25 protein-coding genes are annotated in these 24,893 nt (G+C 70.7%); 16 read left to right on the top strand and 9 right to left on the bottom strand.

From position 1 onward, the window contains the following. Positions 1-14: 14 nt before the first annotated feature. The 4 genes from opcA to tkt are packed head-to-tail and all read right to left on the bottom strand — an operon-like array spanning position 15 to position 5,818. The gene (opcA, locus tag ACZ6JS_RS25505) at positions 15-1,049 is read right to left on the bottom strand and encodes a glucose-6-phosphate dehydrogenase assembly protein OpcA (protein WP_469301254.1); all 1,035 of its coding nucleotides are present in this window, start codon (positions 1,047-1,049) and stop codon (positions 15-17) included. Continuing rightward, positions 1,046-2,572 carry a glucose-6-phosphate dehydrogenase gene (zwf, locus tag ACZ6JS_RS25500; RefSeq protein ID WP_030766695.1) on the bottom strand — a complete coding sequence of 509 codons (1,527 nt, stop codon included), beginning with the start codon at positions 2,570-2,572 and terminating at the stop codon, positions 1,046-1,048. Before zwf ends, opcA begins: the two co-directional genes overlap by 4 nt. A 5-nt stretch (positions 2,573-2,577) precedes the next feature. Continuing rightward, positions 2,578-3,696 (bottom strand): transaldolase, encoded by a 1,119-nt coding sequence (tal, locus tag ACZ6JS_RS25495; protein WP_469301252.1) that lies wholly within the window; start codon positions 3,694-3,696, stop codon positions 2,578-2,580. 34 nt (positions 3,697-3,730) lie between these two features. Continuing rightward, complete coding sequence (gene tkt, locus ACZ6JS_RS25490) at positions 3,731-5,818, bottom strand: transketolase (RefSeq protein WP_469301250.1); 2,088 nt, start codon at positions 5,816-5,818, stop codon at positions 3,731-3,733. Positions 5,819-6,143: 325 nt separating this feature from the next. On the opposite strand from tkt, the gene ACZ6JS_RS25485 reads away from it, so the two are divergent. From ACZ6JS_RS25485 to ACZ6JS_RS25475, 3 genes are all read left to right on the top strand, one after another. Beyond that, positions 6,144-7,091, top strand: a complete 948-nt coding sequence (locus tag ACZ6JS_RS25485; RefSeq protein WP_469301575.1) for a heme o synthase — start codon at positions 6,144-6,146, stop codon at positions 7,089-7,091. 24 nt (positions 7,092-7,115) lie between these two features. Then, positions 7,116-7,475: a hypothetical protein gene (locus ACZ6JS_RS25480; RefSeq protein WP_469301249.1), complete on the top strand. Its 360-nt coding sequence runs from the start codon at positions 7,116-7,118 to the stop codon at positions 7,473-7,475. 127 nt (positions 7,476-7,602) lie between these two features. Further along, on the top strand, positions 7,603-8,712 hold the full coding sequence (locus ACZ6JS_RS25475) for an amidohydrolase family protein (RefSeq protein WP_469301248.1): 1,110 nt from the start codon (positions 7,603-7,605) through the stop codon (positions 8,710-8,712). A gap of 31 nt (positions 8,713-8,743) precedes the next feature. Here the strand turns inward: ACZ6JS_RS25475 and ACZ6JS_RS25470 are convergent, their stop codons facing one another. The 4 genes from ACZ6JS_RS25470 to ACZ6JS_RS25455 all read right to left on the bottom strand — a co-directional run bounded on the left by ACZ6JS_RS25470 (position 8,744) and on the right by ACZ6JS_RS25455 (position 12,630). Then, entirely contained in the window at positions 8,744-9,733 is a 990-nt protein-coding gene (locus ACZ6JS_RS25470) for a COX15/CtaA family protein (RefSeq protein WP_469301246.1), read from the bottom strand. A 4-nt stretch (positions 9,734-9,737) separates the two neighbouring features. Further along, entirely contained in the window at positions 9,738-10,871 is a 1,134-nt protein-coding gene (locus ACZ6JS_RS25465) for a hypothetical protein (protein WP_469301245.1), read from the bottom strand. Between the two features lie 68 nt (positions 10,872-10,939). Beyond that, on the bottom strand, positions 10,940-11,707 hold the full coding sequence (locus tag ACZ6JS_RS25460; protein ID WP_469301243.1) for an ABC transporter permease: 768 nt from the start codon (positions 11,705-11,707) through the stop codon (positions 10,940-10,942). Beyond that, positions 11,704-12,630, bottom strand: coding sequence for an ABC transporter ATP-binding protein (locus ACZ6JS_RS25455; RefSeq protein WP_469301240.1), 927 nt, complete (start codon positions 12,628-12,630; stop codon positions 11,704-11,706). The genes ACZ6JS_RS25460 and ACZ6JS_RS25455 overlap by 4 nt, the downstream gene beginning before the upstream one ends. A 346-nt stretch (positions 12,631-12,976) precedes the next feature. Between ACZ6JS_RS25455 and ACZ6JS_RS25450 the strand changes: the two genes are divergently transcribed. From ACZ6JS_RS25450 to ACZ6JS_RS25395, 12 genes are all read left to right on the top strand, one after another. Further along, positions 12,977-13,738: a helix-turn-helix transcriptional regulator gene (locus tag ACZ6JS_RS25450; RefSeq protein ID WP_030846248.1), complete on the top strand. Its 762-nt coding sequence runs from the start codon at positions 12,977-12,979 to the stop codon at positions 13,736-13,738. After that, a complete protein-coding gene (gene sufB, locus ACZ6JS_RS25445) occupies positions 13,735-15,150 on the top strand; it encodes a Fe-S cluster assembly protein SufB (protein WP_469301238.1) in 1,416 nt (471 codons plus the stop codon). Before ACZ6JS_RS25450 ends, sufB begins: the two co-directional genes overlap by 4 nt. A gap of 74 nt (positions 15,151-15,224) precedes the next feature. Continuing rightward, positions 15,225-16,403, top strand: coding sequence for a Fe-S cluster assembly protein SufD (gene sufD, locus ACZ6JS_RS25440; protein ID WP_469301237.1), 1,179 nt, complete (start codon positions 15,225-15,227; stop codon positions 16,401-16,403). Then, on the top strand, positions 16,403-16,720 hold the full coding sequence (locus ACZ6JS_RS25435) for a bifunctional 3-phenylpropionate/cinnamic acid dioxygenase ferredoxin subunit (protein WP_136232716.1): 318 nt from the start codon (positions 16,403-16,405) through the stop codon (positions 16,718-16,720). The genes sufD and ACZ6JS_RS25435 overlap by 1 nt, the downstream gene beginning before the upstream one ends. Before the next feature lie 7 nt (positions 16,721-16,727). Beyond that, positions 16,728-17,492 (top strand): Fe-S cluster assembly ATPase SufC, encoded by a 765-nt coding sequence (gene sufC, locus ACZ6JS_RS25430; RefSeq protein ID WP_469301235.1) that lies wholly within the window; start codon positions 16,728-16,730, stop codon positions 17,490-17,492. Beyond that, positions 17,489-18,745 carry a cysteine desulfurase gene (locus ACZ6JS_RS25425; protein WP_469301233.1) on the top strand — a complete coding sequence of 419 codons (1,257 nt, stop codon included), beginning with the start codon at positions 17,489-17,491 and terminating at the stop codon, positions 18,743-18,745. Before sufC ends, ACZ6JS_RS25425 begins: the two co-directional genes overlap by 4 nt. A gap of 22 nt (positions 18,746-18,767) precedes the next feature. Then, complete coding sequence (gene sufU, locus ACZ6JS_RS25420; RefSeq protein ID WP_469301231.1) at positions 18,768-19,229, top strand: Fe-S cluster assembly sulfur transfer protein SufU; 462 nt, start codon at positions 18,768-18,770, stop codon at positions 19,227-19,229. Continuing rightward, the gene (locus ACZ6JS_RS25415) at positions 19,226-19,570 is read left to right on the top strand and encodes a metal-sulfur cluster assembly factor (RefSeq protein ID WP_030027092.1); all 345 of its coding nucleotides are present in this window, start codon (positions 19,226-19,228) and stop codon (positions 19,568-19,570) included. The genes sufU and ACZ6JS_RS25415 overlap by 4 nt, the downstream gene beginning before the upstream one ends. A gap of 373 nt (positions 19,571-19,943) precedes the next feature. Next, positions 19,944-20,264: a DMT family transporter gene (locus tag ACZ6JS_RS25410; RefSeq protein ID WP_469301229.1), complete on the top strand. Its 321-nt coding sequence runs from the start codon at positions 19,944-19,946 to the stop codon at positions 20,262-20,264. Continuing rightward, positions 20,264-20,809, top strand: coding sequence for a TetR/AcrR family transcriptional regulator (locus tag ACZ6JS_RS25405; protein WP_469301227.1), 546 nt, complete (start codon positions 20,264-20,266; stop codon positions 20,807-20,809). The genes ACZ6JS_RS25410 and ACZ6JS_RS25405 overlap by 1 nt, the downstream gene beginning before the upstream one ends. A gap of 198 nt (positions 20,810-21,007) precedes the next feature. Beyond that, a complete protein-coding gene (locus ACZ6JS_RS25400) occupies positions 21,008-21,523 on the top strand; it encodes a transposase (RefSeq protein ID WP_469301225.1) in 516 nt (171 codons plus the stop codon). Between the two features lie 186 nt (positions 21,524-21,709). After that, positions 21,710-22,588, top strand: a complete 879-nt coding sequence (locus ACZ6JS_RS25395) for a GNAT family N-acetyltransferase (RefSeq protein ID WP_469301222.1) — start codon at positions 21,710-21,712, stop codon at positions 22,586-22,588. A gap of 66 nt (positions 22,589-22,654) precedes the next feature. Here ACZ6JS_RS25395 and ACZ6JS_RS25390 read toward each other — a convergent pair whose 3' ends face one another. After that, positions 22,655-23,548 carry a winged helix-turn-helix transcriptional regulator gene (locus ACZ6JS_RS25390; RefSeq protein ID WP_469301220.1) on the bottom strand — a complete coding sequence of 298 codons (894 nt, stop codon included), beginning with the start codon at positions 23,546-23,548 and terminating at the stop codon, positions 22,655-22,657. Between the two features lie 99 nt (positions 23,549-23,647). Between ACZ6JS_RS25390 and ACZ6JS_RS25385 the strand changes: the two genes are divergently transcribed. Continuing rightward, on the top strand, positions 23,648-24,886 hold the full coding sequence (locus ACZ6JS_RS25385; protein WP_469301218.1) for an MFS transporter: 1,239 nt from the start codon (positions 23,648-23,650) through the stop codon (positions 24,884-24,886). Positions 24,887-24,893 lie beyond the last annotated feature (7 nt).

The raw sequence follows: 24,893 nt of genomic DNA, 5'->3' as shown, positions 1-24,893 counted from the left end.
GCGCAGCGGGTCGGTTACTTGGCCGGGGCCTTCTTCGCAGGCTTGGCGGCCGGCTTCGGGGCCGGGGCCTTCGCCGGAGCGGCCTCCGCCGGAGCCTCGGCCTCGGCCTCGGGCGCCGGCGCGTGCGCCGCCAGCTGGGACACCCCGTACTTCAGCGAAGCCTCGTACGTGTTGTCCGGGTCCAGCCGGCGCAGCTCCTCCGCCAGGAGCTCGGCCGTGTCGCGGCGCTTGAGCGCCACGTTCCGGTCGGGCTGCCCCGGCATGCACAGCGTGGCCAGCCCGCCGTCCGCCCGGTTCAGGACGATGTCGCCGTCCTTGGTCGCCAGGCGCACGGCCGTCAGACCCGGACCCGCCGACAGCGTGCGGCGGACGGGGACCTGGAGCCGGTCCGCCAGCCACATGGCCAGCAGTTCACAGCTCGGGTTGTCGCCCTCGCCCTCCACGGTCGCCGAGACGACCGCCAGGGCCTGCTGGTCCAGTGCCGCCGCCAGCATGGAGCGCCACGGGGTGATCCGGGTCCACGACAGGTCCGTGTCCCCGGGCGCATACGCCCCGGCCCGGGAGCCGAGCGTGCCGACCGGGTCCTCGCAGGAGTACGTGTCCGTGATCCGGCGCTGCCCGAGCGCACCCAGCGGATCGCCCGCCAGGTCCGTGGGAGCACCGTCCGGCCACCAGACGACCACAGGCGCATCCGGAAGGAGCAGCGGGAGAACCACCGACTGGGCGTGGTCGACCAGTTCGCCGTGAAGGCGCAGCACGACCGTCTCCCCGCTGCCCGCGTCCGCCCCGACGCGGACTTCCGCGTCGAGCCGGGCGTCACGGCGGCTGCGGGGCGAGCGGCTGGCCCGCTTGATGACGACGACGATCCGCGAGGGGTGTTCGTGGGACGCGTCGTTCGCCGACTTGAGCGCGTCGTACGCGTTCTCCTCGTCGGTCACGATCACCAGCGTGAGGACCATGCCGACGGCCGGCGTGCCGATGTCCCGGCGTGCCTGCACCATCGCGGCGTTGATCTTGCTGGAGTTGGTCTCCGTGAGGTCGATCTTCATGGCCGGCGCCAGCTCCGTCCGTCTCGTGCGAGCATCTCGTCCGCCTCGACCGGCCCCCAGGTGCCCGCCGGATACTGCGCGGGCTTGCCGTGCTTGTCCCAGTACTCCTCGATCGGGTCGAGGATGTTCCAGGACAGCTCGACCTCCTGGTGCCGGGGGAAGAGGTTCGCGTCGCCGAGGAGCACGTCGAGGATGAGGCGCTCGTACGCCTCGGGGCTCGACTCCGTGAAGGACTCGCCGTAGGCGAAGTCCATCGTGACGTCCCGGACCTCCATCGAGGTGCCCGGAACCTTCGACCCGAAGCGGACCGTGACGCCCTCGTCCGGCTGGACCCGGATGACCAGGGCGTTCTGCCCCAGCTCCTCGGTCGCGCCCGACTCGAACGGCAGGTACGGGGCCCGCTTGAAGACCACCGCGATCTCGGTCACCCGGCGGCCCAGGCGCTTGCCCGTCCGCAGGTAGAAGGGGACGCCCGCCCAGCGGCGGTTGTTGATCTCCAGACGGATGGCCGCGTAGGTGTCGGTCTTCGACTTGGGGTCGATGCCGTCCTCTTCGAGGTATCCGACGACCTTCTCGCCGCCCTGCCAGGCCGCCGCGTACTGGCCGCGCACGGTGTGCTTGCCCAGGTCCTCCGGCAGCTGCACCGCCGTCAGGACCTTGAGCTTCTCCGCCACCAGCGCCTTGGGGTGGAAGGAGCCGGGCTCCTCCATCGCGGTCAGCGCGAGCAGCTGGAGCAGGTGGTTCTGGATGACGTCACGGGCCGCGCCGATGCCGTCGTAGTAGCCCGCCCGGCCGCCGATGCCGATGTCCTCGGCCATGGTGATCTGCACGTGGTCGACGTACGACCGGTTCCAGATCGGCTCGAACATCGTGTTGGCGAAGCGGAGCGCCAGGATGTTCTGGACGGTCTCCTTGCCGAGGTAGTGGTCGATCCGGAAGACCTCGTCACGCGGGAAGACCTCGTGGACGACCTTGTTGAGCTCCTCGGCGCTCTTCAGGTCGTGGCCGAAGGGCTTCTCGATGACGGCACGCCGCCAGGAGCCCTCCTTCTGCGCCAGACCGTGGTCCTTGAGCTGCTGGACCACCTTGGGGAAGAACTTCGGGGGCACGGACAGGTAGAAGGCGAAGTTGCCGCCCGTGCCCTGCGCCTTGTCGAGCTCGTCGATCGTCGCCTTCAGCGTCTCGAAGGCGGCATCGTCGTCGAAGTCGCCCTGGACGAACCGGCAGCCCTGCACCAGCTGCTGCCAGACCTCCTCACGGAAGGGGGTGCGCGAGTGCTCCTTGACCGCCTCGTACACCTCCTGGGCGAAGTCCTCGTGCTCCCACTCCCTGCGGGCGAACCCGATGAGGGAGAAGCCCGGCGGCAGCAGGCCGCGGTTGGCCAGGTCGTAGACGGCAGGCATCAGCTTCTTGCGCGACAGGTCACCCGTAACGCCGAAAATGACCAGGCCGGACGGCCCCGCGATGCGCGGGAGCCGCCGGTCCTGTGCGTCACGAAGCGGGTTCGCTCCGTTTACAGACAAAGTGGTCAGGCCTCCGTGGGGGCGAGGCGCTGGAGCTCCGCCTCGGTCGACTTCAGCAGGTCGTTCCAGGACGCCTCGAACTTCTCGACGCCCTCGTCCTCGAGCAGCTGCACCACATCGTCGTACGAGATGCCCAGCTTCGCGACCGCATCGAGCTCGGCGCGGGCCTGCTCGTAGGTGCCGCGCACGGTGTCACCCGTGATCTGCCCGTGGTCCGCGGTGGCCTCCAGGGTGGCCTCCGGCATGGTGTTCACCGTGTTCGGGGCGACCAGGTCGTCCACGTACAGGGTGTCCTTGTACGCCGGGTCCTTGACACCCGTCGAGGCCCACAGCGCACGCTGCTTGTTGGCTCCGGCGCGCTCGAGGGCGGTCCAGCGGTCCGAGGAGAAGACCTCCTCGTAGGCCTCGTAGGCCAGGCGGGCGTTGGCGAGTGCCGCCTTGCCCTTCAGGGCCTTCGCCTCGTCGGTGCCGACGGCGTCCAGACGCTTGTCGATCTCGGTGTCCACGCGGGAAACGAAGAAGGAGGCGACCGAGTGGATCAGTGAGAGGTCCAGGCCGGCGGCCTTGGCCTTCTCCAGGCCGGCCAGGTACGCGTCCATGACCTCGCGGTAGCGCTCCAGCGAGAAGATCAGCGTGACGTTGACGCTGATGCCCTTGCCGATGACCTCGGTGATCGCCGGCAGGCCGGCCTTCGTCGCCGGGATCTTGATGAGCGTGTTCGGCCGGTCCACCAGCCAGGCGAGCTGCTTGGCCTCGGCGATCGTCGCCGCGGTCCGGTGGGCCAGACGGGGGTCGACCTCGATCGAGACGCGGCCGTCCTGGCCGTCGGTGCGGTCGTAGACGGGGCGCAGGATGTCGGCGGCGTCCCTGACGTCCGCCGTCGTGATCATCCGCAGCGCCTCCTCCACGGTGACCTTGCGGGTCGCGAGGTCGGTGAGCTGCTGCTCGTAGCCCTCGCCGCCGCTGATGGCCTTCTGGAAGATCGCCGGGTTGGTGGTGACACCGACCACGTGCGACTGGTCGATGAGCTCGGCCAGGTTGCCGGACGTGATGCGCTTGCGGGACAGGTCGTCCAGCCAGATCGCCACGCCTTCGTCGGAGAGGCGCTTGAGTGCGTCTGTCATGGGAATTGCATCTCCTACTGGTGTAGTACGGGCGTCAGCGCGCGGCGGCGGCGAGGGAGTCGCGGGCGGCGGCGGCAACGGCCTCCGGCGTGAACCCGAACTCGCGGAACAGCACCTTCGCGTCGGCCGAGGCACCGAAGTGCTCCAGCGACACGATCCGGCCCGCGTCACCGACGTAGCGGTGCCAGGTCAGGCCGATGCCCGCCTCGACCGCGACCCGGGCCTTGACGGAGGGCGGCAGGACGCTGTCCTTGTACGCCTGGTCCTGCTCCTCGAACCACTCGACGGACGGCATGGAGACCACGCGCGTCGGGATGCCGGCGGCCTGGAGCTGCTCGCGCGCCTCCACGGCCACGTGGACCTCGGAACCGGTGCCGATGAGGACGACCTGGGCGTCGCCGCCCTCGGCCTCGAACAGCACGTAGCCGCCCTTGACGGTGTTCTCGTTGGCCTCGTACGTCGGCACGCCCTGGCGGGTGAGGGCCAGACCGTGCGGGGTGCCCTTGCCGAACACCTTGGTGTGGCGCTTGAGGATCTCGCGCCAGGCGATCGCGGTCTCGTTCGCGTCGGCCGGGCGCACGATGGTCAGGCCCGGGATGGCGCGCAGCGAGGCGAGGTGCTCGACCGGCTGGTGGGTCGGACCGTCCTCGCCGAGGCCGATGGAGTCGTGCGTCCACACGTAGGTCACCGGCAGGTGCATCAGGGCGGACAGGCGCACGGCGTTGCGCATGTAGTCGGAGAACACCAGGAAGGTGCCGCCGTAGATACGGGTGTGGCCGTGCAGGGCGATGCCGTTCATGGCGGCGGCCATGGCGTGCTCGCGGATGCCGAAGTGGATGGTGCGGCCGTACGGGTCGGCCTCCGGCAGCGGGTTGCCCACCGGCAGGAACGAGGAGTCCTTGTCGATGGTGGTGTTGTTGGAGCCGGCCAGGTCGGCCGAGCCGCCCCACAGCTCCGGGATGACCGCGCCGAGTGCCTGCAGGACCTTGCCGGAGGCGGCGCGGGTGGCCACGCCCTTGCCGGCCTCGAAGACGGGGAGCTGGTCCTCCCAGCCAGCGGGCAGCTCGTTGGCGTTGATGCGGTCGAACTCGGCGGCGCGCTCGGGGTTGGCGGTGCGCCAGGCGGAGAAGTCCTTCTCCCAGGCGGCCTTGGCCTCGCGGCCCCGGTCCAGCGCCTTGCGGGTGTGGGCGATGACCTCGTCGGCGACCTCGAAGGTCTGCTCCGGGTCGAAGCCGAGCACGCGCTTGGTGGCCGCGACCTCGTCGTCGCCGAGCGCCGAGCCGTGGGCGGCCTCGGTGTTCTGGGCGTGCGGTGCGGGCCAGGCGATGATCGAGCGGGCCGCGATGAAGGACGGGCGGTCCGTGACGGCCTTGGCGGCCTGCAGCGCGGCGAACAGCGCCTTCGGGTCGAGGTCGCCGTTCTCCTGCTGCTCGACGCGCTGGACGTGCCAGCCGTACGCCTCGTAGCGCTTCATGGTGTCCTCGGAGACGGCCGTCTCCGTGTCACCCTCGATGGAGATGTGGTTGTCGTCCCAGATGAGGACGAGGTTGCCGAGCTTCTGGTGGCCGGCCAGGGCGGACGCCTCGTGGGAGATGCCCTCCTGGAGGCAGCCGTCGCCCGCGACCGCGTAGACCATGTGGTCGAACGGGGAGGTACCCGGGGCCGCCTGCGGGTCGAAGAGGCCGCGCTCGTAGCGGGCGGCCATGGCCATGCCCACCGCATTGGCGACACCCTGGCCGAGGGGGCCGGTGGTCGTCTCGACGCCGGCGGTGTGGCCGTACTCCGGGTGGCCGGGGGTCTTGGAGCCCCAGGTGCGGAACGACTTCAGGTCGTCCAGCTCGAGCCCGAACCCGCCCAGGTAGAGCTGGGTGTAGAGGGTCAGGGACGAGTGCCCCGCGGAGAGCACGAAACGGTCGCGGCCCACCCACTCGGGGTCCGCCGGGTCGTGCCGCATCACCTTCTGGAAGAGGGTGTATGCGGCGGGGGCCAGGCTCATCGCCGTACCGGGGTGGCCGTTTCCGACCTTCTGGACCGCGTCAGCGGCCAGGATTCGGGCGGTGTCGACGGCCCGCTGGTCCAGTTCGGTCCACTCGAGCTCTGTGGTGGTCGGCTTGGTGCTCACCGTGGGTCAGGGCTCCTCTCCACATGTTTGTATCCCGGTGACGAACGGTGCACCGGAGATTCCGAGCCTACCCCCGCAACGGCGTGCAGCTATTCGAGTGCAGGCGGTCCGTCATCGCGCCGCCGACCGGCGTTCACCCGGCCACGGGGGTGCGGCGGGCGTCGTCCCCCGTATGTATGCACGGTCCGATCGGCCCAACACGAGGCGACCCCGGCGCGGGGCGACGTAAGCGCAACGTCTACAGTGGCGTGGTACGCGCAAGCCTTAACCGGGCCTCCATGTTGTGAACGGCCCGAGTCGGAGCTTGCTGGATTCTCTCTCAGGGGTGTGCGTGACGGCCGTCGAATCCCGTCCAGCGGGGGTGCTCGGGACGAGCCCCGGTCACCGGCCGTTCGGGACCCGCGTCATGGCTTTCGTGGCATTGACCAAGCCGCGGATCATCGAACTTCTGCTGATCACCACAGTGCCGGTCATGTTCCTCGCGGAGCAGGGCGTGCCGTCGCTGTGGCTGGTCCTGGTGACCTGTGTCGGCGGTTACCTGTCCGCGGGCGGCGCCAACGCGCTGAACATGTACATCGACCGCGACATCGACGCGCTGATGGACCGGACCTCCCAGCGCCCGCTCGTGACCGGCATGGTCAGCCCGCGGGAGTGTCTGGTCTTCGGCATCACGCTCGGCGTGGTCTCCACCCTGTTCTTCGGGCTGCTCGTCAACTGGCTGTCGGCCGCGCTCTCGCTCGGCGCGCTCCTCTTCTACGTGGTCGTCTACACGATGCTGCTGAAGCGGCGCACGACCCAGAACATCGTCTGGGGCGGCATCGCGGGCTGCCTGCCGGTGCTCATCGGCTGGTCCGCGGTCCGCAACGAGGTCTCCTGGGCCGCCGTCATCCTCTTCCTCGTCATCTTCTTCTGGACGCCGCCGCACTACTGGCCGCTGTCGATGAAGGTGGCCGACGACTACGCGCGCGTCGGCGTTCCGATGCTCCCGGTCGTCGCCGGCAACAAGGTCGTGGCGCGCCAGATCGTCCTCTACAGCTGGGTCATGGTCGGCGTATCGCTGCTGCTGACCCCGCTGGGGTACACCGGCTGGTTCTACACCTCGGTGGCGCTGCTGGCCGGCGGCTGGTGGCTGTGGGAGGCGCACGCGCTGCACGCGCGGGCCAAGGCGGGCCTGACGGGCGCGAAGCTCAAGGAGATGCGGCTGTTCCACTGGTCGATCACCTATGTGTCGCTGCTGTTCGTCGCGGTGGCCGTGGATCCCTTCCTCCGTTGATTACTCGCCGGTAGCATGGCTTCCATGGGAGACACCGCAGACACCCCGGCCGCCGCAGGCGCCGCGGACAAGAAGCAGGACCGTACCGCCGCGAAGCTGGCCAAGCAGATCGGCGCCTTCGCCAAGCAGCACGGCGGCGCCGAGGGCCAGCTCGCCCACATCGGCCAGGCCGGCACCCGCATCGTGCTCGTGGGCACGGACGGCGGCTGGGGCGACCTGGTGGCCCCGAGCTTCGCGGTGGCGCAGCTGGCCGCGGAGAAGGCCGGGCTGACCCTCCACGAGGAGTTCGACGGGGAGTTCGCCGCGCGCGTGCGGACCGGCCCGTACGAGTGGTCGCGGATGGCGGGCATCCAGCTCGGCGGGTCCGAGAACCCGGCGGCCTGACCACCCCCGGACCCCTCCGGGGGGCCGGCGCGCGGGCTCGGTCAACAGCCCGAGCAACACCTCACACCCCGCTCACCCGTTAGGACGTGTGGAAGCGCCTTCCCCACGTCCGCAACGGGATGCCCGGATGATCGAAACGCCGCCCCTGGTGGACCAGTACTGCCACGGAGTCCTCCGTACGGAGCTGGGCCTGGGCACCTTCGAGGCCCAGTTGATCCACTCGGCCGGCCCGCCCGCGGCGGGTACCACCTTCTTCGACACCCAGACCGGGTTCGCGGTCCGCCGCTGGTGCCCGCCGCTGTTGGGGCTGGAGCCGCACGCCGCCCCCGCCCGCTATCTGGCCCGGCGCCGCGAGCTGGGCCCGGCCGAGTCCGCGCGACGGCTGCTGCGGGGGTCCGAGGTCGCCGCCTATCTGGTGGACACCGGCCCGACCGGAGACCTCACCGCCCCCAAGGAGCTGGCGCTCGCCGCCGACGCCGAGGCCTTCGAGACGGTCCGGCTGGAGTTACTGGCGGAACAGGCCGCCGACACCTCCGGGACGGTGGCCGCCTTCCTGGCCAATCTCGCCGAGGCCGTCCATCACGCCGCCGCAGGCGCCGTGGCCTTCGCCTGCGCCACGCCCTTCGCGTGCGCCGCCGCCCCCGGCCGCGCGGACGGCACGGTCCTCGATCCCGATCCGCCCGGCCCGGGCGAGGTGCGCGGGGCGGCCGGACGCTGGCTGGCCGGGCGGCCGCGCGGCGGAGCCGTACGGGACCCCGTCCTCCTGCGGCACCTGCTCTGGAGCGCGGTGGCCTCCGGGCTGCCGCTCCAGCTGCACACGGGTACGGGGGACCCCGCGGCACTGACCGGGTTCGTGCGGGCCACCGAGGGGCTCGGCACCCGGATGGTGCTGCTCGGCGGATACCCCTACCACCGGCACGCGGCGCGGCTGGCGGAGGCCTTCCCACACGTCTACGCCGATGCCGGCGCGGGCCTGGGGCGGACCGGGGCGCGGGCCTCGGCGGTCCTGGCCGAGCTGCTCGAGCTGGCGCCGTTCGGGAAGCTGATGTTCTCCAGCGGGGGAGGGCGGCTGCCCGAACTGCACGCGGTGGGCGCCCTGGTGTTCCGGGAGGCGCTGGCCCGGGTGCTGGGCCGCTGGGTCGCCGAGGGGTCGTGGTCCTGGCGGGACGCGGACCGGGTGGCGGCCATGGTCGCGGCGGGCAACGCCCGCCGCGTCTACCGGCTGGACCGGCCGTGAGGGCCGTCTCCGGGCGGCCTGCGCGGCCGGCTCAGACGGAGGAGAGCCGGGCCTCGCCCGGCGCGGGGACCCCGAGCTGGTCGGCCGGCCGCTCGCGCAGGCTCAGCGCGAGCCGCAGCACGGCGATCCACACCAGGCATGAGCCGAGCATGTGTGCGGCGACCAGGACCTCGGGCACGTCGGTGAAGAACTGCACGTAGCCGATGCCGCCCTGGGCGAGCAGCACGAGCAGCAGGTCGCGGGCGCGGGCCCGGATGTCGACGGGGGCGTCGACCACGCGCAGCACCAGCCACATCGCGACGGCCAGCGCGCAGACCACCCAGGCGGCGACCGCGTGCACGTGAGCGGTGGCCTCCCAGTCGAACGGCATCCGCTTGATCTCGCTGCTGTCACCGGCGTGCGGTCCGGATCCGGTGACCACCGTGCCCGCGGCGATCAGGACGAGGGTGGTGGAGATCAGCGCCCACGACAGCTTGCGCACCGGCCCGGGGACGCGCGGGCGGGGGGCGGTGTCGCCCTCGCCGACGCGCTGCCAGGTGATGGTCGTCACGGCGATCAGCGTGGTCGCGAGCAGGAAGTGCCCGGCCACGCTGTACGGGTTGAGGCCCGTCATGACGGTGATGCCGCCGAGCACGGCGTTGGCCATCACGATGGCGAACTGGAGCCAGCCGAGCCTCGTGAGCGAGCGGCGCCAGGGCTCGGCCGAGCGGGCCGCGACGATCACCCAGCCGACGGCGGCGCTGAGCACGTACGTCAGCATCCGGTTGCCGAACTCGATGGCCCCGTGGAAGCCCTGCTCCTGCGTCGCGATCAGGCTGTCGTCGGTGCACTTGGGCCAGGTGTCGCAGCCGAGACCGGATCCGGTCAGCCGCACCGCGCCGCCGGTGACGACGATGGCCACGCTCATGACGAGCGCGGCGAGCGCGGCCCGCCGGACGATCCGGGGTGACGGAGTCCAGCGGCTGGCGATGTATGCGAGGGGGTTCAACACGCCCCATATCGTAGGCGAACCCTTGTGCAAACTTTCACGAGGGGGTGGGGGGAGGTGCGTCGGGAGCGGCGAGAAGCCGGAACCTGGCCCCGGCCGGGTCGCCCTCCTCGTGCCACCAGAGGAGGATGCGCCAGTGCGCGGCGTCGCCGGGACAGTCCGCAGAGCCCGTGAACCCGCGCACCAATTCGGCTGCCACCTCCTCTGCCGTCCGGTTCCTCACTTCTGTGGCGCCGCGCCAGGGGTGGGGGAGTGCGTTCCACAGCCCGTCAGAGCCGCGGACGTCGAAGCGCCACACCGCGAGCCACGGGGTGACCTCCAGCATCGTGCGCACCTGTTCGGCCCCGAGGTGCAGCCGGGCCGCGATCTCGGGCTCCTCCACCGACCGGATGCGGGCGGCCACCACGGCCCGGGGCAGCAGCCGCTCGGGCAGCAGCCCCCGCGTGCGCAGGCCGACCAGTTCGTCGAAGGCCAGGTAGCGCAGGCGCAGTTCCAGCTGGCGTCCGATGTGGTCGAGCGCCTCCTCGGCGGCCTCGGCCTCCTGCGCGGCGGGATCGGCCAGGAGCAGCTGCCGGAAGTCGGACTCCGCGTCCACGGCCCAGGCCACCGCGTCCTCGGTGAGACCCAGCTCGGCGAGGCGGTCCCCGAGGAACACCTTGGCCTGGGCCAGGCCTCGACGATTGACCGGATCCCGCTGGTCCAGTCCCGCCCACACCTCCACCGCGGTACGGGTCAGATCGCGGGCGCGTTCACCGGCGGCCCGCTCCATGGCGCTGGGGCCCCCGTCGGCGGCCGGTCCCAGCGGGTGCTTCGGCAGCCGGTCCGCGTCGCTCAGCGGCCAGGCCAGCCACACGCCGTGGTTGATCAGCCCGCGGGCGTACCAGCGGGCGTACTCCGGGGTGTGCCGGGCGGCGCGTTCAGAGCTGCGCAGCCCCTCCTCGATGGTGGCGAGGGCGCCGGCGCGGTCCCCCGCCGCGAATCGCAGGGCGGCCCGGTCGGCGAGGCGCAGCCCGAGCAGGGCGGTGCACTCGGGGTCGTCCGCCAGGGTGCGCAGGGCGCCGATCAGCTCGTCGAGGAGTCTTTCGCGCTCCGCCGGCTCCGCCTGCGCGGCCCCCGACCGCACCCGAGCCCATTGGTCGTCCAGCCGAAGAACGGCCTCCCGCTGCACCATGTCCGCCCCCCGGCTTCATGTGTGGAGGCGCCCATCCTCGCGGCTGCGCCGTCGCGAGGGAAAGGGTTTCATTCCCAGCGGAAGAGCCGCGCGGCGGCGCCCAGTCCGAGTACGGCCCAGGCCGCGAGGACGGCCGCGTCGCCCCACGGCAGCGCGGCCCCGTTCCGGAGCACCTCGCGCAGCCCGTCGGTCAGGGCCGAGATCGGCAGCAGCTCCAGGACGGACCGCATCGACTCCGGGAACTTCTCCATCGGCACGATGACCCCGCCGCCGACCAGCAGCAGCAGGAAGACGAGGTTGGCGGCGGCCAGGGTGGCCTCGGCCCTGAGCGTGCCCGCCATCAGCAGTCCGAGTCCCGAGAAGGCGGCGGTGCCCAGCAGGACCAGCGCGGCCACCGACAGCGGGTTCCCCTGCGGGGACCAGCCCAGCGCGAGGGCGATCGCGGTCAGCAGGGCGATCTGCAGCACCTCGGTGACCAGCACCGAGAGGGTCTTGGCGGCCATCAGCGCCCAGCGCGGCAGCGGGGAGGCTCCGAGCCGCTTGAGGACCCCGTAGCGGCGGTCGAAGCCGGTGGCGATGGCCTGGCCGGTGAAGGCGGTGGACATCACGGCGAGGGCGAGGATGCCGGGGGCGAGGAAGTCCACCGACTTCCCCGCGCCCGTGTCGACGATGTCGACGGCGGAGAACAGCACCAGGAGCAGCGCCGGGATGATCACGGTCAGCAGCAGCTGCTCGCCGTTGCGCAGCAGCATCCGGGTCTCCAGCGCCGTCTGCGCGAGGATCATGCGGGACACGGGCGCGGCCCCCGGGCGGGGGGTGAACGTACCGGCGCTCATGCGCGCAGCTCCTTACCGGTCAGTTCGAGGAAGACGTCTTCGAGGGTGTGCCGCTCGACCGAGAGGCTGTCGGGCAGGACGCCGTTCTGCGCGCACCAGGAGGCCACGGTCGCCAGCAGCTGGGGGTCGACCTCGCCGGTCACCCGGTAGACGCCGGAGGTGACCTCGGCCGCCTGGGTGCCGTCGGGCAGCGCCTTCAGCAGCGAGGCCAGGTCGAGGGAGGGGCGGCCGGTGAAGCGCAGCGTGTTCTCGGCGCCGCCCCGGCACAGCTGCTCGGGGCTGCCGTGGGCGATGACCCGGCCCGCGTCCACGATGGCGACCTCGTCCGCGAGCTGCTCGGCCTCGTCCATGTGGTGGGTGGTGAGGACGACGGTGACCCCGTCGGCGCGCAGTTCGCGTACGAGGTCCCAGGTGGCACGGCGGGCCTGCGGGTCCAGGCCGGCGGTGGGCTCGTCGAGGAAGACCAGCTCGGGGCGGCCCACGACGGCCATGGCCAGGCCGAGGCGCTGCTGCTGGCCGCCGGAGAGCCGGCGGTAGGGGGTGCGTCCGCAGCTGCCCAGTCCGAGGCGTTCCACCAGGACGTCGGGGTCGAGCGGGTCGGCGTACAGCTTGGCCGTGTGACGCAGCATCTCGACGGCGCGGGCCCCGGAGTAGACGCCTCCGGACTGGAGCATCACGCCGATCCGCGGGCGCAGCGCCTCGGCCCGGGCGACCGGGTCGAGCCCGAGGACGCGGACGGTGCCGGCGTCGGGGCGGTGGTAGCCCTCGCAGGTCTCGACGGTGGTCGTCTTGCCCGCGCCGTTGGGGCCGAGGACCGCGGTGACGGATGCCGTGCGCACGGTGAGGTCCAGTCCGTCCACCGCCGTCTTGGCGCCGTACCGCTTCACCAGTCCGCGGATCTCCACGGCGGGGTCGTTGCTCATGGTGGGTGAGTCTACGGAGCTGCGGGGAGGGCCCCGGGCCGAGGGCGGGCCATGCGGACACCCGGCCGCGTACATGGCTTTTTCAGCCTGGTGGTCCAGGGGGGCCCATCCGGTTTCGGTGATCTCTCAATGCGCTCGATGCTGCGGGCGGCCGGGGCCGCTGTGGGTGCATGAGTGCAGGTGGAGGCCTTGCACCTGGTGGAAAGGCGGGCATGGGGATGAGTGGAATAAATCTTTCCGAATAACTCTCCGTAGATAAATAAGGTAACCCTTAGTGATAGAGGCCACCAGGCGTGGCGTCCGTCACGGCTTGTCCGGGCTCGGTTAATTACGCAACAATGGCGTTGTGAAATACGGCGAACGGCAGAACGAGGCCCCCCAGGGGGAGCTCACCACCGGGGAGCGGTCAACCCGCAACCGGGTGGCGCGCTCGATCCTGGACCACGGCCCGTCCACCGTCGCCGACCTCGCCCAGCGCCTCGGCCTCACCCAGGCCGCCGTCCGCCGCCACCTCGACACACTCGTCGCCGACGACGTGGTCGAAGCCCGTGAGCAGCGCGTGTACGGAGCGCGGACCCGGGGTCGGCCCGCCAAGGTCTTCGCACTCACCGACTGCGGCCGCGACGCCTTCGACCAGTCCTACGACACGCTCGCCGCGGACGCCCTGCGCTGGATCGCGCAGTCCGTCGGCGGCGGCGAGCAGGGCGAGGCGGCCGTCGCCGCCTTCGCCAGGGCGCGGATGGAATCGCAGGCGCAGACCTACCGGGAGGCCGTCGAGGCGGCCGCCCCCGAGGGCCGCACGGAGGCCCTTGCCAAGGCGTTGACGCAGGACGGGTACGCTGCTACGGCGAAGAGCGCTCCCGGTCCGCACAGCGGTGAACAGCTCTGCCAGCACCACTGCCCGGTCGCCCACGTGGCCGAGCAGTTCCCGCAGCTCTGCGAGGCGGAGACCGAGGTCTTCTCACGCCTGCTCGGGACGCACGTGCAGCGCCTCGCCACGATCGCCCATGGCGACGGAGTGTGCACGACGTTCATTCCGCGAAGCGCGGGCACCACACAGACCGACACATCAGTATCTGCAAGTACGGCCGGGAGGAACCCCGCATGACCACGGAGACTGCTCACCCTGAGCTCGATGGCCTGGGCACCTATGAATACGGCTGGGCCGACTCCGACGCGGCCGGTGCCGCCGCCAAGCGGGGTCTGTCCGAGGACGTCGTCCGCGACATCTCGGCGAAGAAGTCCGAGCCGGAGTGGATGCTGAACCTCCGCCTCAAGGGGCTGAGGCTCTTCGACAAGAAGCCCATGCCGATGTGGGGCTCCGACCTCTCGGGCATCGACTTCAACAACATCAAGTACTTCGTGCGCTCCACCGAGAAGCAGGCCGCTTCCTGGGAGGATCTGCCCGAGGACATCAAGAACACGTACGACAAGCTCGGCATCCCCGAGGCGGAGAAGCAGCGCCTCGTCGCCGGCGTGGCGGCCCAGTACGAGTCCGAGGTCGTCTACCACCAGATCCGTGAGGACCTGGAGGAGCAGGGCGTGATCTTCCTCGACACGGACACCGCGCTCAAGGAGCACCCGGAGCTCTTCCAGGAGTACTTCGGCACGGTCATCCCGGTCGGCGACAACAAGTTCGCGTCGCTGAACACCGCGGTGTGGTCCGGCGGCTCGTTCATCTACGTCCCCAAGGGTGTCCACGTGGACATCCCGCTCCAGGCCTACTTCCGCATCAACACGGAGAACATGGGCCAGTTCGAGCGGACGCTGATCATCGTCGACGAGGACGCCTACGTCCACTACGTCGAGGGCTGCACCGCCCCGATCTACTCCTCGGACTCGCTGCACAGCGCCGTCGTCGAGATCATCGTCAAGAAGGGCGGCCGCTGCCGCTACACGACGATCCAGAACTGGTCGAACAACGTCTACAACCTGGTCACCAAGCGCGCCGTGGCATACGAGGGCGCGACCATGGAGTGGATCGACGGCAACATCGGTTCCAAGGTCACCATGAAGTACCCGGCCGTGTACCTGATGGGCGAGCACGCCAAGGGCGAGACCCTGTCCATCGCCTTCGCGGGCGAGGGCCAGCACCAGGACGCCGGCTCCAAGATGGTCCACATGGCGCCGAACACCTCCTCCAACATCGTCTCCAAGTCGGTGGCACGGGGCGGTGGCCGCACCTCCTACCGCGGCCTGGTCGAGATCGGCGAGGGCGCCGCCGGCTCCAAGTCCAACGTGCTGTGCGACGCGCTGCTCGTGGACACGATCTCCCGCTCGGACACGTACCCGTACGTGGACGTCCGCGAGGACGACGTGACGATGGGCCACGAGGCCACCGTCTCCAAGGTCTCCGACGACCAGCTCTTCTACCTGATGCAGCGCGGCCTCACCGAGTTCGAGGCCATGGCCATGATCGTGCGCGGTTTCGTCGAGCCGATCGCGAAGGAGCTGCCCATGGAGTACGCGCTGGAGCTCAACCGGCTGATCGAGCTGCAGATGGAGGGCTCGGTCGGCTAGTCCGACCGCCCCGCCCGCAGCACATCCACAGACGCAGACCTGCTTCTTTTAAGAGAGCGAGCAAGACGACAGCCATGGCTGAGGCTCAGAACATTCCGGCGGGCTCCACCACCGCCGGCGCGATCGCGGTGGCCGCCGAGTCCACCGTCGCCACCCGGATGAGCGCGCCCCCGTCCTTCGACGTGGCCGACTTCCCGGTCCCGCACGGCCGTGAGGAGGAGTGGCGCTTCACGCCGCTCGCCCGGCTCAAGGGCCTGCACGACGGCACCGCTGTCGCGGACGGCACCATGAAGGCCCAGATCGACGCGCCCGAGGGGGTGACCGTCGAGTCCGTCGAACGCGGCGACGAGCGGATCGGCAAGGCCGGCACCCCCGTCGACCGGGTCGCCGCCCAGGCCTTCTCCTCCTTCGCCAAGGCCACGGTCATCACCGTGCCCAAGGAGACGGTGCTCGCCGAGCCCATCCGGATCGCCCTGCACGGTGAGGGCGGCACGACCTTCGGCCACACCGTGTTCGACGTGAAGCCCTTCGCCGAGGCGATCATCGTGATCGACCACACCGGTGACGGCGTGCGCGCCGCCAACGTGGACATCCTCGTCGGCGACGGCGCCAAGGTGACCTTCGTGTCCGTCCAGGACTGGGACGACACGGCGGTCCACACCTCGCAGCACAATGCCCTTCTCGGCCGCGACGCCGGCTTCAAGTCCGTCGTCGTCACCTTCGGCGGCGACGTCGTCCGCCTGCACCCGCGCGTCACCTACGCGGGCCCCGGCGGCGAGGCCGAGATGCTCGGCGTGTACTTCACGGATGCGGGCCAGCACCAGGAGCACCGCCTCCTGGTCACCCACGACGCGCCGCACTGCAAGTCGAACGTGGTCTACAAGGGCGCCCTGCAGGGCCAGGACGCCCACGCCGTCTGGATCGGCGACGTGCTCATCGAGAAGACCGCCGAGGGCACCGACACGTACGAGATGAACCGCAACCTCGTCCTCACGGACGGCGCGCGGGTCGACTCCGTGCCGAACCTGGAGATCGAGACCGGCGAGATCGTCGGCGCCGGACACGCCTCCGCCACCGGCCGCTTCGACGACGAGCAGCTCTTCTACCTGCAGGCCCGCGGCATCCCGGCCGACGAGGCGCGCCGCCTGGTCGTCCGCGGCTTCTTCGCCGAGCTCGTCCAGCAGATCGGTGTCGACGACATCGAGGAGCGCCTGATCTCCAAGATCGAGGCCGAGCTCCAGGGTTCCGTCTGATGAACTACGTCAAGGCCTGCGCGCTGAGCGAGCTGGAGGAGGACACCCCCAAGCGGGTGGAACTCGACGGCACGCCGGTGTCCATCGTCTCCACCGACGGGGAGGTGTTCGCCATCAACGACATCTGCTCGCACGCGAACGTCTCGCTCTCGGAGGGCGAGGTCGAGGACTGCATGATCGAGTGCTGGCTGCACGGGTCGGCCTTCGACCTGCGCACCGGCAAGCCCTCCGGTCTGCCCGCGACGCGCCCCGTCCCCGTATACCCCGTAAAGATCGAAGGGGACGACGTGCTCGTCTCCCTCACCCAGGAGTCCTGAGGTATCCATGGCAACGCTTGAAATCCACGACCTGCACGTCTCCGTCGAGGCCGAGAACGGCGCCCGCGAGATCCTCAAGGGCGTCGACCTCACCGTCAAGCAGGGTGAGACGCACGCCATCATGGGTCCGAACGGCTCCGGCAAGTCCACGCTGGCGTACTCGCTGGCCGGTCACCCGAAGTACACGATCACCAGCGGCACGGTGACCCTCGACGGCGAGGACGTCCTCGAGATGTCCGTCGACGAGCGCGCCCGCGCCGGCGTCTTCCTCGCCATGCAGTACCCGGTCGAGGTCCCCGGCGTCTCGGTCTCCAACTTCCTGCGGACCTCCGCCACCGCCATCCGCGGCGAGGCCCCCAAGCTGCGCACCTGGGTGAAGGAGGTCAAGTCCGCGATGGAGCAGCTCCAGATGGACCCGGCCTTCGCCGAGCGCAACGTCAACGAGGGCTTCTCCGGCGGTGAGAAGAAGCGCCACGAGATCCTCCAGCTGGAGCTCCTCAAGCCGAAGATCGCGATCCTCGACGAGACCGACTCCGGCCTGGACGTCGACGCCCTGCGCATCGTCTCCGAGGGCGTCAACCGCGTCCGCGAGACCGGTGAGGTCGGCACCCTGCTGATCACCCACTACACGCGCATCCTGCGCTACATCAAGCCCGACTTCGTGCACGTGTTCGCGAACGGCCGCATTGCCGAGTCCGGCGGCGCCGAGCTCGCCGACCAGCTGGAGAACGAGGGCTACGACAAGTACGTGAAGGGTGGCGCGACCGCGTGACACAGCTGCCTGGCCTCCTCGACATCGAGGCGATCCGCAAGGACTTCCCCCTGCTGGATCGTGTGGTCCACGACGGGAAGAAGATCGTTTACCTGGACAACGCTGCGACCTCGCAGAAGCCGCGCCAGGTGCTCGACGCGCTGAACGAGTACTACGAGCAGCACAACGCGAACGTCCACCGCGGCGTGCACGTGCTCGCAGAGGAGGCCACGGCGCTGTACGAGGGCGCCCGCGACAAGGTCGCCGCCTTCATCAACGCGCCGAGCCGCGACGAGGTGATCTTCACCAAGAACGCCTCGGAGTCGCTGAACCTCGTCGCGAACATGCTCGGCTGGGCGGACGAGCCCTACCGGGTCGACCGCGAGACCGAGATCGCCATCACGGAGATGGAGCACCACTCCAACATCGTGCCGTGGCAGCTGCTCGCGCAGCGCACCGGCGCCAAGCTGAAGTGGTTCGGCCTCACCGACGAAGGCCGGCTCGACCTGTCCAACATCGAAGAGGTCATCACGGAGAAGACGAAGATCGTCTCCTTTACGCTGGTCTCCAACATCATGGGCACCGTCAACCCGGTCGAGGCGATCGTCCGGCGCGCCCAGGACGTCGGCGCGCTGGTGCTGATCGACGCCTCCCAGGCCGCCCCGCACATGCCGCTGGACGTGCAGGCGCTCGGCGCCGACTTCGTGGCCTTCACCGGCCACAAGATGTGCGGCCCGACCGGCATCGGCGTCCTGTGGGGCCGCCAGGAGCTCCTGGAGGACCTGCCTCCGTTCCTCGGCGGCGGCGAGATGATCGAGACCGTGTCGATGCACGCCTCGACCTACGCCCCCGCGCCGCACAAGTTCGAGGCCGGGACGCCCCCGATCGCCCAGGCCGTCGGCCTCGGTGCGGCCGTGGACTACCTGACCTCGATCGGCATGGACAAGATCGCCGCGCACGAGCACGCGATCACCGAGTACGCGATCAAGCGCCTCGCCGAGGTGCCCGACCTGCGGATCATCGGCCCCACCACGGCCGAGGACCGCGGAGCGGCGATCTCCTTCGTGCTCGGCGACATCCACCCGCACGACGTCGGCCAGGTCCTGGACGAGCAGGGCATCGCGGTCCGCGTGGGACACCACTGCGCGCGCCCCGTCTGCCTGCGCTACGGAATTCCGGCGACGACGCGAGCGTCTTTCTACCTGTACTCCTCTCCGGCCGACGTCGACGCTCTGATCGACGGGCTGGAGCACGTACGGAACTTCTTCGGCTGACGGACGAGGCGACGAGGACGCAGTGAAGCTGGATTCGATGTACCAGGAACTGATCCTGGACCACTACAAGCACCCGCACGGGCGTGGCCTGCGCGACGGCGACGCCGAGGTGCACCACGTCAACCCGACGTGCGGCGACGAGATCACGCTGCGCGTGAAGTACGACGGTGAGAAGCTGACGGATGTCAGCTACGAGGGCCAGGGCTGCTCCATCAGCCAGGCCAGCGCCTCCGTACTGAACGAGCTGCTCGTGGGCAAGGAACTGGCCGAGGCGCAGAGGATCCAGGCCGTGTTCCTGGAGATGATGCAGTCCAAGGGCAAGATCGAGCCCGACGAGGCCATGGAGGAGGTGCTGGAGGACGCGGTCGCGTTCGTCGGCGTCTCCAAGTACCCGGCCCGTGTGAAGTGCGCCCTGCTGAGCTGGATGGCGTGGAAGGACGCGACCGCCCAGGCTCTGGGCGACGCGGAGAGGAAGACGGCATGACCGAGAACGCGACGCCCGAGGCGTCGACCAAGCCGGCCACCGAGGAGGAGGTCCGCGAGGCCCTCTACGACGTGGTCGACCCCGAGCTGGGCATCGACGTCGTCAACCTGGGCCTGATCTACGGCATCCACATCGACGACGCCAACATCGCCACCCTCGACATGACCCTGACCTCGGCGGCGTGCCCGCTGACGGACGTCATCGAGGACCAGGCGAAGTCGGCGACGGACGGCATCGTCAACGAACTCCGGATCAACTGGGTCTGGATGCCGCCGTGGGGTCCGGACAAGATCACGGACGACGGTCGTGAGCAGCTGCGTGCGCTCGGCTTCAACGTCTGATCACCCCCGCTCGCACAGGAGGGCCCCCGGCACGGTCGTGCCGGGGGCCCTCGCCGCTTTCCGGCTCCTTCGCAAGCCCCCCTGATCGTGAGCCCTGATCGTGAGCCCTGACGGCGCTCCGGCAGCCGGCTGCGGGAAGGACCGGCTGCCGACGGCCCAGGAGGGGGTGGCGAGCGTGGCGGCCCCGGCGGCCGCCGTGATCCACCGCACGGCCCGGTGCTCCTGAGGTCCGTGGCGCTGCCGTGTATCGCCTCCGCGGGCGACGAAGGGGCGGGCGGCGCATGGCGCGGCATCGGACCCGGGCATCCGCACGCCGGCGCTGCGGCGCAGCTCGTGTGTACGGGTGTACGCATCGATGTGTACTCTTGTACGCATGCCCTACGTCCTGCTCGCCGCGGCGATCGCCGCCGAGGTCGCCGGCACCACCGCCATGAAGTACAGCGACGGCTTCACGAAGCTGTGGCCCTCGCTGGGCACCCTGCTGGGATACGCCATAGCCTTCACCCTTCTCGCGCAGACGCTGAGGACCATGTCGGTCGGCACGGCCTACGCGATATGGGCCGGCGTCGGCACCGCCGCGATCGCCGCGATCGGCATGGTGTTCCTGGGGGAGGCGGCCACCGCCGCGAAGATCGCCGGGATCGCCCTGGTGATCGGCGGGGTGGTGCTGCTGAACCTGGGCGGGGCGCACTGATGCCGCAGAGCGTGCGGCGCTACGACCCGGACCGGCGCCAGCGGATCATCGACGCCGCGATCCGGGTGGTCGGCGCCAGGGGCATCGCCGGGCTGAGCCACCGCAGCGCGGCCGCGGAGGCCGACGTACCGCTCGGCTCGACGACGTACCACTTCAAGACGTTGGACGACCTGCTGGTCGCGGCGCTGCGGCAGGCCAACGAGGGCTTCGCGCAGGCGCTGGCGGACTCGCCGGCGCTGGCCGACCCGGACGCGGACCTCGCCGGGGCGCTCGCCCGTCTCCTGGGCGAGTTCCTGGCGGGGGACCGGGGCCGGGTGGAGCTGGAGTACGAGCTCTACCTCGCGGCCCTGCGCCGCCCGGCCCTGCGGCCGGTCGCCGCCGAGTGGTGCGAGGCCGCGTCCGAGGCGCTGATCCCGCGGACCGACCCGGTCACGGCCCGGGCGCTGGTGGCGGTGATGGACGGCATCAGCCTCCAGGTCCTGCTGACGGACGCCGAGTACGACGAGTCGTACGCCCGCGAGATCCTGGCCCGGGTCCTGGACTGAGGGCTGCCCCGTAATCCCCGATGGGCCAGCGCGCGGCGTCGGATGCGGTGCATCGCAAGGCGGAGGAGAAATCCATGCGCGGCGGCGACCGGCGGCAACGCGGCGAGGTGCGGTGCCGCGCCGCGAGCCCAGCAGATCCGTAAGGGATTCCGGGGGCGGGTAGACCTCACGGACAAGTAGGGGGCTGCGCTGGCGTCGTTGCTGCCGAAGGGTCTGAAAGCAGGTCGGCCGTCTGTCTGGTCTCGGCAGCAGTTGATCGACGGCATACGGTTCCGGGCCCCGACCGGTCTTCCATGGCGGGAGGTGCCCGCCGAGTACGGGCCGTGGGGCCGGAACAACCTGAAGTTCCGTCGGTGGCAACGGGCTGGCACCTGGCACCGTGTCCTCCCCCAGTGTCGGTCCCTGGCTGACGCGAAAGGTGCGATCACGCGGGACGTGAGTGTCGACTCCATGATGTGTCCGCGCCCACCTGCGCCGACGTGGCATTCGCTGCAGCATCCCGGACGAGGCCGACCAGGCTCGCAACCGCAAGGGACTCGGCGCTCGCGGCGGCCGACCGGCCAGGCTCGACGCCGAGGACCGCAAGGCTCGGCATGCGGTCGAATGTGGCATCGACGTCTCAACAGGCATCGCGCCGTGGCCGCGGGATGCGACAAGCTCGCGGTCCGTTATGAGGCGACCGCCGTCCTCGCGGCCATCAACGAGTGGCTGTGACCACTGACCCGCACCGCCTTCTCGTTATTCCGTTGCCCAGGGTCCGGCGGCCAGCTAGGTTCGCCCAGCCGCCCGCATCGATGCAGGCCGGCGCTGTCGATCAGGAGGTGTGGAGCACATGCGCACGAGTGCCCAGGAGTTGAGCTCGCGTACCGACCCTTGCCACCTCCTCTCGACGGAGACACCTTGTCCCTTCGCATCACCCCACTGACCGACCCCGCTCACGGGCCGCACGGCCGACGTCTCGCCTGGCTGGCCTCGGACGCGGACTCCATCCCTGTCGGGGCCGCCTTCTTGCGCCTGCTCGACGGCGGACAAGAGCACCTCGCCGAGCTCGACCTCCGCGTTCATCCCGCGGAGCGCCGCAAAGGCGTCGGCTCCCGGCTCCTCGACACCGCCGTGGCCACCGCCCGGGACAACGCCCGGCGCCGCGTCGTAGCGCAGGCCGACGCCGGATCGCCCGGTGACCACTTCCTGGCGGCACGCGGCTTCCGGAAGGTCCTCACCTTCAGGTACACCCGCCTGGGGATGGCCGATGTGGACACCGCCGTCCTCGGCGAAATCGTCGAGAGTCCGCACCCTGGCTACCGGCTGACGTCATGGCAGGGAACCGTCCCTGACGACCTCGCCCGGACGTTCGCCGCCTCACGCCGGGCCATGGACGACATGCCCATGGACGACGCCGAGTACGGCACCGTGGCCTGGGACGTGGACCGCGTGCGGGCCGCGGCGAAGGCCGTCGAACAGCGCGGCGACCACCTGCGCACCGTCGTCGCCATCGACGCCTCCAACGGCTCGATCGCCGGGTTCACCGAACTCGTCATCCCTGGCAACGGCGCAGGCGACGGCCAGCACTACGGCACGGGCGTGCTGCCCCAGCACCGTGGTCACGGCCTCGGCCGATGGATGAAGGCCGAGTCGATCCGACAAGCCCGTAGGGACTGTCCGGACCTCGATGGCCTTCTGACCGACACCGCCGACAGCAACGCGCACATGCGACGGATCAACGACGGTCTCGGCTACATGCCCACGCACACGACACACCGGCATCAGCTCGACCTCTAGCAGAGAGCGGACGGGCCGGACCGGGGCATCACCCCGCCCGGCCTGTCCGTGCTTTCGGCACACGCCCTAGTGGGCCGGGTCCCGGAGGGCGGCGGCGCGGACGGTCGACAGGGCCGTCTGCACGCTCGCCTCGATGTCGCGGACCGGATAGATCACCTCGCGCACCGTGCGGTCGCGGTCCACGACCAGGGTCAGCCGCTTGATCCGGCTCACCCCCGCCGCTCGGAACGTCGGCAGCCGCAGCGCGGCCGTCAGCGCCAGGTCGGCGTCCGAGAGGAGCGGGAAGCGCAGCTGCTCCTGCTCCGCGAACTCCCGCTGTTCGTCGGGGCGCTGGGTGGAGACCCCGTGCACGGTGGCGCCTGCCGCCGTGAACTCGGCGAGCTGGTCGCGGTAGGTGCACGACTCGAACGTGCAGCCCTTGGCGCCCGGGATCCCCGCCCAGCCGGGCGGGTAGGACTCGGCCCGCGCGTAGGCGCCGGGGAAGAAGTACAGGACCGTGAACGGCGTGTCCGCCACCGGGTCGCCGACCCCGCCGAAACGGTCCGGCAGCAGCAGCTCGGGGATCCGCGTGCCGTGCAGCGCGTGCACCCGTTCCGCCTCGCGTGAGGCCTCGTCGGTCGTGGCCGTCATCTCTCCCTCTCCCAGGACCCAGGTGTCGCCCCAGTCCTGGAGGGCCACCAGGACCGGCAGCAGCCCCCGCCCGCGCGGGGTCAGCCGGTACTCGTGCCGCACCGGGCGTTCCTGGTACGGCTCGCGCGACAGCACCCCGGCCTCGACCAGCAGCTTCAGCCGCTCCGCCAGCACCTTGCGGGACACCCCCAGCTCGCGCTGGAGCTCGTCGAAGCGGTGCAGGCCGCGCGCCGCGTCGCGCACGATCAGCAGCGTCCACCAGTCGCCCACCACGTCGAGTGCCTGGGCGATGGCGCAGTCGGCGTCGCCGAGGTGTGTGCGCTGGGCCATGGGAACTCCTTTGTCCGTTGACCCAAGGCTGTCATGCTGACATAGTCCGTTCCCAAAAGGAACTCACTCGCCGGTCGAGTGTCGTCGGAAGCGGGGGGCGTGGGTGTGCTGCAGGGGTTCAAGGACATACCGAGGGTCGTGTGGCTGCTGGCTGCGGGGGTGTTCGTCAACGCCGTCGTCAGCTTCACCTTCGTCTTCGTCTTCCTCTACCTGACCGGCCCGCGCGGCCTCGGCGCCGCGCAGGCCGGCATCGTCACCGGAATCGGCGGAGTCGGGCTGGTCGCGGGCAACTTCACCGGCGGCTGGTACGGCGACCGCTTCGGCCACCGCCGGGTGCTGCTGGCCGCCGCCACCCTGTGCGGGCTGACCCTCACGGCCTTCCCGCTGCTGCCCCTCCCGTTCCTCTTCGCGGCCATGCCGGTGGCCCAGTACGCCTCCGGCGTGATCCGGGCCGCCAACTCCGCCCTGGTCGCGGTCACCGTCCCGGAGGGAGGCCGCCGCCAGGCCTTCGCCCTCGTACGCTGCGTGTCCAACGGAGGCTTCACCCTCGGGCCGCCGCTGGGCGCCCTGATCGCGACCGGGCTCTCCTACGACTGGCTCTTCGTCGCCGACGGCGTCGGGACCCTCTTCTTCGCCCTCTGGACGGCCCGGGTCGTCCCGGCGCGCGGCGCCTCCCGCCAGACCTCCGCGGCCCCGGACGGGGGTCGGGGCCGCGGAATCGCCGCCGAACTACGGGCCAGGCCCGCCCTGCTGGTGGTGCTCGGCGCGATCCTGGTGACCGACGTCGTCTACCGCCAGCAGTACTCCACGTTCCCCGTCTTCCTCACCGACCAGGGCCTGGACCCGCGTGCCTTCGGGCTCGTCATCGCCCTCAACGGCGCGGTGATCCTGCTGCTGGAGCTGCCCGCCGCCGTCGCACTGCGCGAGCGGCCGGCGCTGCCGGTGATCGGTACGGGGCTGGTGCTGGTCGGGGCCGGGTACGCGGCGCTGCTGCTCGGAGCGGGGATCGCGAGCGCCGTGGCGATGATGGTGCTGCTGAGCCTGGGCGAGATCCTCTACAAGACCACCGCCACCGCCTACGTCGCCGACGAGGCGCCCGAGCACGCCGTCGGGCGGTTCCAGAGCCTGTACGCGGGCATCTCCGTCAGCGGCGTCGTCATCGGCCCGCCGCTGGGCGGAGCGCTGTACTCGGCGGCGCCCGGGCTGCTGTGGCCGCTGTGCGCCGGGCTCGCGACGGCGGCGGGTGCGGCGGTGCTGTGCGCCTCGGCGCGGCAGCGGCGACACGTGGTCCGACCGGCACATGAGACCGGTTCGCAACCTCAGGCCGTCGCCGGTTAGGTTTCGG

This window comes from Streptomyces sp. NPDC046349 (assembly GCF_055587885.1).
This window is presented reverse-complemented; position numbering and strand designations above follow the sequence as displayed.

Excerpts from the sequence above, each read along its gene's own strand:
- opcA (WP_469301254.1), bottom strand. The coding sequence starts at position 1,049 with ATGAAGATCGACCTCACGGAGACCAACTCCAGCAAGATCAACGCCGCG.
- tal (WP_469301252.1), bottom strand. The coding sequence starts at position 3,696 with ATGACAGACGCACTCAAGCGCCTCTCCGACGAAGGCGTGGCGATCTGG.
- ACZ6JS_RS25480 (WP_469301249.1), top strand. The coding sequence starts at position 7,116 with ATGGGAGACACCGCAGACACCCCGGCCGCCGCAGGCGCCGCGGACAAG.
- ACZ6JS_RS25475 (WP_469301248.1), top strand. The coding sequence starts at position 7,603 with ATGATCGAAACGCCGCCCCTGGTGGACCAGTACTGCCACGGAGTCCTC.
- ACZ6JS_RS25465 (WP_469301245.1), bottom strand. The coding sequence starts at position 10,871 with ATGGTGCAGCGGGAGGCCGTTCTTCGGCTGGACGACCAATGGGCTCGG.
- ACZ6JS_RS25460 (WP_469301243.1), bottom strand. The coding sequence starts at position 11,707 with ATGAGCGCCGGTACGTTCACCCCCCGCCCGGGGGCCGCGCCCGTGTCC.
- ACZ6JS_RS25455 (WP_469301240.1), bottom strand. The coding sequence starts at position 12,630 with ATGAGCAACGACCCCGCCGTGGAGATCCGCGGACTGGTGAAGCGGTAC.
- sufB (WP_469301238.1), top strand. The coding sequence starts at position 13,735 with ATGACCACGGAGACTGCTCACCCTGAGCTCGATGGCCTGGGCACCTAT.
- sufD (WP_469301237.1), top strand. The coding sequence starts at position 15,225 with ATGGCTGAGGCTCAGAACATTCCGGCGGGCTCCACCACCGCCGGCGCG.
- ACZ6JS_RS25435 (WP_136232716.1), top strand. The coding sequence starts at position 16,403 with ATGAACTACGTCAAGGCCTGCGCGCTGAGCGAGCTGGAGGAGGACACC.
- sufC (WP_469301235.1), top strand. The coding sequence starts at position 16,728 with ATGGCAACGCTTGAAATCCACGACCTGCACGTCTCCGTCGAGGCCGAG.
- ACZ6JS_RS25415 (WP_030027092.1), top strand. The coding sequence starts at position 19,226 with ATGACCGAGAACGCGACGCCCGAGGCGTCGACCAAGCCGGCCACCGAG.
- ACZ6JS_RS25410 (WP_469301229.1), top strand. The coding sequence starts at position 19,944 with ATGCCCTACGTCCTGCTCGCCGCGGCGATCGCCGCCGAGGTCGCCGGC.
- ACZ6JS_RS25405 (WP_469301227.1), top strand. The coding sequence starts at position 20,264 with ATGCCGCAGAGCGTGCGGCGCTACGACCCGGACCGGCGCCAGCGGATC.
- ACZ6JS_RS25390 (WP_469301220.1), bottom strand. The coding sequence starts at position 23,548 with ATGGCCCAGCGCACACACCTCGGCGACGCCGACTGCGCCATCGCCCAG.